The organism is Devosia sp. (assembly GCF_039927955.1).
Taxonomy (GTDB): domain Bacteria; phylum Pseudomonadota; class Alphaproteobacteria; order Rhizobiales; family Devosiaceae; genus Devosia.
In genome coordinates this window covers 1-6,691 of the sequence record NZ_JBDSUA010000064.1, presented here as the reverse complement: position 1 = coordinate 6,691, position 6,691 = coordinate 1, and the positions used below count along the sequence as shown (strand labels likewise).

Sequence of the window (6,691 nt, the reverse complement as noted above, 5' to 3'; positions counted from 1 at the left end):
GTCGTCATCCTTCTCCCCTCGAGGGAGAAGGTGCCCGAAGGGCGGATGAGCGGTCAGCGATCCCTCATCAAGAACAGCGCTTGCGACGAGAACCCCTCACCCTGATTTTCTGCTGAACGCAGAAAATCTATCCTTGTTCGGTTCAAACCGCTCCACTGGAGCGGTTTGCGGCGATGCAACCACCTCCAAGTCCCTCAAGGGGCGAGGGTGGACCTCGCGTCAGTCGGCGACGACTTCGGCAATCGTCTCCGCCGAGCCGATGTCAAACAGGCTCTCGAGATGGCTCACCACCACGTCGCGGAACTCGGCATTTTCTGACAGGTCCGAACCGAACACTTCGGTCAATGCTACCAGCCCATCAAACAGCGCTTCCGGGTCATGCCCTGCCCCGGCTGAAATCGCCATCATGCGCATGGACAGCGGGTCTTTCACTTCGATGGTTTCGCCCTTTTCATCGATGCCGATGACGTAACGCATCCAGGCCGCGACGCCCAAGGCGAGGCGTTCGAATGAAGCGCCGGCCTTGAGGCGGGCACGGATGGTTCCCAACAGGCGCTGTGGCAGTTTCTGGCTGCCGTCCATGGCGATCTGCCAGGTGCGGTGCTTGAGGGCTGGATTACGGAAGCGCTGCAGCAGTTCGTCCCGATACGCCGGCAGATCGGTGCCGGGCATATCGAGCGTGGGGATAACTTCCTGAGTCATCAGCCCGTGGATCAGCTTGACGATATTGTCATCGCCCATGGCTTCGGACACATGCTGGTAACCAGCCAGATAGCCCAGATAAGCCAGCGTCGAGTGGCTGCCATTGAGCATGCGCAGCTTCATCAGCTCGAACGGTTCGACCGATTTAACCATCTGCGCGCCGACCTGTTCGAAGGGCGGGCGACCCTGTGGGAAATGGTCCTCGATCACCCATTGGGTGAAGGGCTCGGTCGTGATCGGCCAGGCATCGTCGGAGCCGATCAGGCCGGCGACGGTGGCGCGATCGGCATCGGTGGTCGCCGGCACGATGCGGTCGACCATGGTGCCGGGAAAGGCCACCTGATCGGCCACCCATTGTCCCAGCGCCGCATCGCGCAGGCTGGCGAATTTGGTGACGATGCGTTTGACGGTTTCACCGTTGGAAGGCAGGTTATCGCAGCTCATCACCGCAAACGGCGGCAAGCCAGCGGCCTTGCGGCGGGCCAGCGCCTCGACCAACATGCCAGGCGCTGATTTGGGCGCTGCGGGGTTGGCCAGATCGTGGACGATGTCGGGGTGTTTGGCGTCGAGTTCGCCAGTCGCCGGATCGTGGCAATAGCCTTTTTCGGTGACGGTCAGCGAGACGATGCGGATCGGCGCCGAGGCCATGGTGGCGAGCAGTTCGGCGCGCTCGGTATTGGCATCGAGGATTTTGAGGATCGAGCCGATGATGCGCGGCCTGGTGCCCGAAGCGTCGCGGATGGCGACGGTATAAAGGCTGTCCTGCGGTTCCAGCGCTTCCTTGGTATCGGGGCGGCGCAGGCTGGCGCCGATAATGCCCCAGCTCGGATTGTCTTTGAGCAGATCATCGAGATAAACCGCCATATGGGCGCGATGGAAGGCGCCGATGCCCAGATGGACAATGCCCGGCGTGATCGTGGCGCGGTCATAATCGGGCACGCGGACGGTGGCGGGAACCTGGGCAAGGGTTTTGGCTGAAAGACGCGACATGGGCCTATCCGTAACGATGATCAGTCCTTGTATGGTAGAATAGTTCAATGCGCTACAGTCCCCGTTGCGGCTTGGACGAATTGTGGGCCATAAGCGGTGGCAGACACAGGCAGGGACGAGATCGTGACGCAGAAACGCTTCGTGAGCATTGGCGAATGCATGATCGAAATGTCGGGCGGCGAAGAGCGCAACTATCGGCTCGGCTATGCCGGCGATACGCTCAATACCTCGTGGTATATGCGGGCGCTGCTCGGCGATGACTGGGATGTCGACTATCTGACGGCGCTGGGCGACGACAAGTATTCGGGCGATATCCGCACGTTTCTGCAGGCCAATCACATCGGCACCAGCCATATCCAGACCATCAAGGGCCGTCGTCCCGGGCTTTACATGATCCATCAGGCCGATGGCGACCGGCACTTCACCTATTGGCGCGACACTTCGGCGGCCAAGCTGTTGGCGGACGACAAGGACGCGCTACGCACCGCGCTTGATGGTGCCGATATGGTGTATTTCTCCGGAATTACTCTCGCCATCCTGCATCCACGGGCGCGCGGCCGGCTGCTCGGCGCCATCGTGCGGGCGCGCGACAATGGCGCGCGGATCGTGTTCGATACCAATCTGCGTCCGGCGCTGTGGACGTCGCCGCGGGTGATGGCCTCGGTGCTGACCGCAGCGGCGACGCTCTGCGATGTGGTGCTGCCGACCCATACTGATGAAGCGCCTTTGTTCGGCGACCAGTCGGTTGAAGAAACCGCCGAGCGCTACCTCGAACTTGGTGTCGAAGAAGTGGTGGTCAAGGACGGCGGCAGCCGGGCCTATGTGGCGACCCGCAACGAGGCAGTGAGCGTCGCACCCGAACCGGGGGCCAGTGTCGTCGATGCCACCGGAGCGGGCGACAGTTTTAACGGCGCCTACCTCAGCGCGCGGTTGGCAGGCAAGGGTTTGCGCGAGGCAGCCGAAGCCGGACACCGCACCGCGCGCGTGGTGATCGGCCAGCGCGGCGCGCTGGTCGATCCAGCGCTGGTGCGCGGAAGCTAACCACCAGAGTTAGCGGTTGCGGACGCAACCCCTCACCCTGATTTCCTGCTGAACGCAGGAAATCTGTCCCTCTCCCACAAGGGGCGAGGGTGGGCCCGGTGGTATGGCACGTTCGGAGTTCCCTTCTCCCCTTGTGGGAGAAGGTGCCCGAAGGGCGGATGAGGGGTTTTGCCTTCTGAACGTCGATAGATCAGCCAATGATAACCTTGAGACGGTTGCCGGAGGGATCGCGGGTTTCTACGCCGCCCGTGATCTGTTCGAAAGCAACCGCAGCCCTGCCCAGCCGCCCTGTCACCTCCTCCAGCGTTGTCGCATCCGGCACGACGATGGTGAACCAGCGCAGCCCGGCAGCGCCCGCGGACGGCAGGCCGGCATTGGGGCCGGACCAGACGTTGAACGCCAGAGCGTGGGGCATATAGTTCAGGCCCACATCGCCCATGCCGAACGACACCATCAGCAGGAAACCAGCAAAGCCGATGACATCGCGGTAAAAGTCCATGGCCAGATGCAGGTCGTTGACGTGGACATGGACGTGGCCGATGCGGGTTCCGGCAGGCATGACCTGTTGCAGCACCGGGTTTTCACCGAGTTCGCCCAGCAGGTCATCGAGGTCGATGGCTTCCCGGCCGGAATGCGGCTTGCCTTCGGTGGTGACGGCGTAGACACCCTTGTCGGGGTCGCCCAGCGTGCCGCGCCATGGGGTTTCGAAGGTGATTTCGATGCCGTTGCCGTCGAGATCCCAGAGATAGATCGCTTCGGACACCAGATGGTCGGTGGGCGAAATGCGCACCCGGCGCTGCAGCGCGCGGACTGCCATCTGCGCCAGATCGGGGCGGGTTGGGACGTGGATGGCGACGTGATAAAGCCCGATAGTCTTGGGCACGACCGCACGAAGAGCGCCGGTTTCGAGCACGATCAGCACCTTGCCGCCGGCGCCCAATTCGAGCTGGGTGCCAGTTTCAGCAATGATTTCAAGGCCAACAACATCGCGCCAGATGCTCAGCGCCTTATCGCGCTCGGTGACGGCGATGTGGACCGGACCGAGTTTTGTGGTCAGCGGCAGCAGGGGAAGCGAGCGGACATCGGTCTGTTCACGGGCGTCGATCATGACGGACTCCAAGGGGTTTTTGCCACGGGATGCGGCGGTGTTGGGGGAGATATAGGCCTGGTGCTGCCGGGGCGCTATCAGCGCGCAATCGAAGGCATTGTTCGGTGTTGATGCGGCAAACCCGGTGTGCCCTTCCCTGCCCCGGAGTTTCGTGGTGAAATATCGACGGGGTTTGGGAGAACGATCATGATGCTGAAATCTATCTTGATTGCCGCAACTATGCTGGCCAGCAGCGGCGCGGCGATGGCCAATTGCTACGAGCAGATCGGCTGCGACGACAGCCAGTATTACTCGAAAAACCAGATGCGACAGTTGTCGTGTGACTCACTGTGGCTGGTGCGGAACGGGATCTATGCCCAGAACGGCTACTGTTTCAAAACCCAGCGCGGCATCAGCACTTTCGGCAATGGCCAATGTTCCGTGAATGATCAGGCCAGGGTGAGCCTGAATGCCTATGAGCGCGACAATGTGGGCGTGATCGTTGCTGTCGAAAAATCCAAGGGCTGCCGCTAGGATTTTGCCACGTTGATGAACGCGTCCTGGCTGCAAAAACGCCGGGGCCGAACCCCGGCGTTTTCACGAGCTAGGCGATTTTGAGACCCCTGGTCAGTTCCAGCGCCTGGCGCTCGAACAGGCGGCGATAGATGCCGCCACCGAGGCGGATCAGATCCTCGTGGCTCCCCTCTTCCACGATGTTACCCTTATCAAACACCAGCAGCCGATCGAGCGCCCGAACGGTCGACAGGCGGTGGGCGATGACCAGGGTGGTGCGACCGACCATCAGCCGTTCCATGGCCTGCTGGATCAGCACTTCGCTTTCGCTATCGAGCGACGACGTCGCTTCATCCAGAATCAGGATTGGCGCATCGGCGAGGAAGGCACGGGCGATGGCGACGCGCTGGCGTTCGCCGCCCGAGAGCTTGACCCCGCGTTCGCCGACCAGGGTTTCATAACCCTTGGGCAGCGCCATGATAAAGTCATGGGCGCTGGCCTGCCGTGCCGCCAGCTCGACCTCGGCACGGGAAGCGCCGGGACGAGCATAGGCGATGTTATCGGCAAGGGTGCGGTGAAACAGGATCGGCTCCTGCTGCACGATGGCGATCTGCTGCCGCAGCGAGGCCTGCTGCACCTTGGCGATATCCTGCCCGTCGATGGTGATGCGGCCCGAATTGACGTCGTAAAGCCGCTGGATCAGCTTGACGAACGTGGTCTTGCCCGAGCCGGAATGGCCAACCAGCCCGATGCGTTCGCCCGGCGCGATCTTGACCGAGAAATCGCGGTAGAGCGGGGTCGCGTGCGAACCGTACTGGAAGGTGATGTGATCGAACGCGATCGCCCCGACGCCGATGGCAATAGGCTTGGCGTGCGGCGCATCGTCGATGCCCAGCTTCTGGCTATAGAGATCGACCAGCTCTTCCATGTCGTTGACCGAGCGCTGCAGGTTGCGGATGTACTGGCCGACGTCGCGCAGATGGCCCTGCAGGACGAAGAACATGGTCAGAACGAAGGTGATATCGCCCGGCGTGGCGGCGCCAGCCTGCCAGAGCAGCAAGGCGGTGCCCAGGATTGCGGTTTGCATGCCGGCCATCATCAGGCCCTGCATGCCGCCATTGAGCGTGCCGCGCGTCCAGGTGCGGGCGGTACGATGGCGCCATTTGCCGACGACGCCGGTGAGGCGTTGCTCCTCGCGGGTTTCGGCGCCGAAGGCCTTGACCACGGAATTGCAACTGACCGCATCGGCCAGCGAGCCGCCCATTTTGGTATCCCAGGTATTGGCCAGGGCACCCGCCGGGGCGACGAAGCCGACCGAAAGCGCCACGGTGACGCCGACATAGATCAGCGAGCCCAGCCCCACGACCAGTCCCATGATCGGCCAGCTGAGGCCCAGGATGATGGTGGCGCCGATCAGCATGACGATGGACGGCAACAGGTTGAGCAGCAGCGTATCGTTGAGCAGGTCGATGGCGCCGCTGCCGCGCGTGATCTTGCGCACGGTCGAGCCGGCAAAGCTGTTGGCGTGCCAATCGGTCGAGAAGCGCTGCACCCGCTGGAAAGCGCTGGTGATAACGTCGTTCATGATCTGCAGGGTGAACCGGATCAGGCTGAAGAACACGCCCTGACGCAGGATCACCGACACCAGATAAAGCCCGGCCATGGTCCAGAAGGCCCAGAGCGCCGCCACCCAATAGTCGGGATTGGTGCCGCTGCCGGAGGCGACGGCATCGACCAGCCGGCCGGCAAACAGCGGGCTGAACGCTTCAGCGAGCGTGGCCAGCAGCACCAGACCGGCGGTGAACGCGGCGCGCACCGGCTGCTGGCGCCAGTGCTGGAAGGTAAAACCGAGAACCTTGCGGAAGGCATCGCCGCGCAGATCGAGCTTGAATCGGGCCATGAAATGATCCGGCTGCGCGAGGCGCAAGCCGGTCCCTGAAATAACGGACATCAAAACAGCCGGCGAGGCTCTGGCCTCTAACGAACGGCTATGGGGGAGAGGTTTGGAACGGGATGGCGTTCCGGGGCGTCAGACCTTTGTGGGTCGATAACCGCCAAACGGGAGGGAGGTCATATGCACTGTCATTGAACGCCTCCTGTGGTCCGTGTTGAGAGGTGAAGGTATAGCGGAGGGTTTTGGCTATGGCAAAGGGGGTACGAGCGGTGAGGGAGGTGGTGTTGCGTGGCGGCAACAGGCTCCCTTTTCCTTCTCCCCTTGCGGGAGAAGGTGCCCGAAGGGCGGATGAGGGGTCTCTTCAAGGATTTCGAGTTTGCGGATGCAAACCCCTCACCCTGATTTTCTGCTGAACGCAGAAAATCTGTCCCTCTCCCGCAAGGGGAGAGGGAATAAGAGACAGG

5 protein-coding genes are annotated in these 6,691 nt (G+C 62.3%); 2 read left to right on the top strand and 3 right to left on the bottom strand.

Translation table 11 applies throughout. The features are described 5' to 3' along the window. Positions 1–219: 219 nt before the first annotated feature. Entirely contained in the window at positions 220–1,692 is a 1,473-nt protein-coding gene (locus ABIT12_RS15740) for a mannitol dehydrogenase family protein (RefSeq protein ID WP_348044444.1), read from the bottom strand. 123 nt (positions 1,693–1,815) lie between these two features. Between ABIT12_RS15740 and ABIT12_RS15735 the strand changes: the two genes are divergently transcribed. Beyond that, on the top strand, positions 1,816–2,733 hold the full coding sequence (locus ABIT12_RS15735; protein WP_348044442.1) for a sugar kinase: 918 nt from the start codon (positions 1,816–1,818) through the stop codon (positions 2,731–2,733). Positions 2,734–2,923: 190 nt separating this feature from the next. Here the strand turns inward: ABIT12_RS15735 and ABIT12_RS15730 are convergent, their stop codons facing one another. Further along, positions 2,924–3,841, bottom strand: a complete 918-nt coding sequence (locus ABIT12_RS15730) for a VOC family protein (protein ID WP_348044440.1) — start codon at positions 3,839–3,841, stop codon at positions 2,924–2,926. A gap of 186 nt (positions 3,842–4,027) precedes the next feature. Here ABIT12_RS15730 and ABIT12_RS15725 point away from each other — a divergent pair, with 186 nt between their 5' ends. Then, positions 4,028–4,354 (top strand): YARHG domain-containing protein, encoded by a 327-nt coding sequence (locus ABIT12_RS15725; protein WP_348044438.1) that lies wholly within the window; start codon positions 4,028–4,030, stop codon positions 4,352–4,354. 70 nt (positions 4,355–4,424) lie between these two features. Here ABIT12_RS15725 and ABIT12_RS15720 read toward each other — a convergent pair whose 3' ends face one another. Then, positions 4,425–6,233 carry an ABC transporter ATP-binding protein gene (locus ABIT12_RS15720; protein ID WP_348044436.1) on the bottom strand — a complete coding sequence of 603 codons (1,809 nt, stop codon included), beginning with the start codon at positions 6,231–6,233 and terminating at the stop codon, positions 4,425–4,427. Positions 6,234–6,691: the final 458 nt, after the last annotated feature.

Excerpts from the sequence above, each read along its gene's own strand:
- ABIT12_RS15740 (WP_348044444.1), bottom strand. The coding sequence starts at position 1,692 with ATGTCGCGTCTTTCAGCCAAAACCCTTGCCCAGGTTCCCGCCACCGTC.
- ABIT12_RS15730 (WP_348044440.1), bottom strand. The coding sequence starts at position 3,841 with ATGATCGACGCCCGTGAACAGACCGATGTCCGCTCGCTTCCCCTGCTG.
- ABIT12_RS15725 (WP_348044438.1), top strand. The coding sequence starts at position 4,028 with ATGATGCTGAAATCTATCTTGATTGCCGCAACTATGCTGGCCAGCAGC.
- ABIT12_RS15720 (WP_348044436.1), bottom strand. The coding sequence starts at position 6,233 with ATGGCCCGATTCAAGCTCGATCTGCGCGGCGATGCCTTCCGCAAGGTT.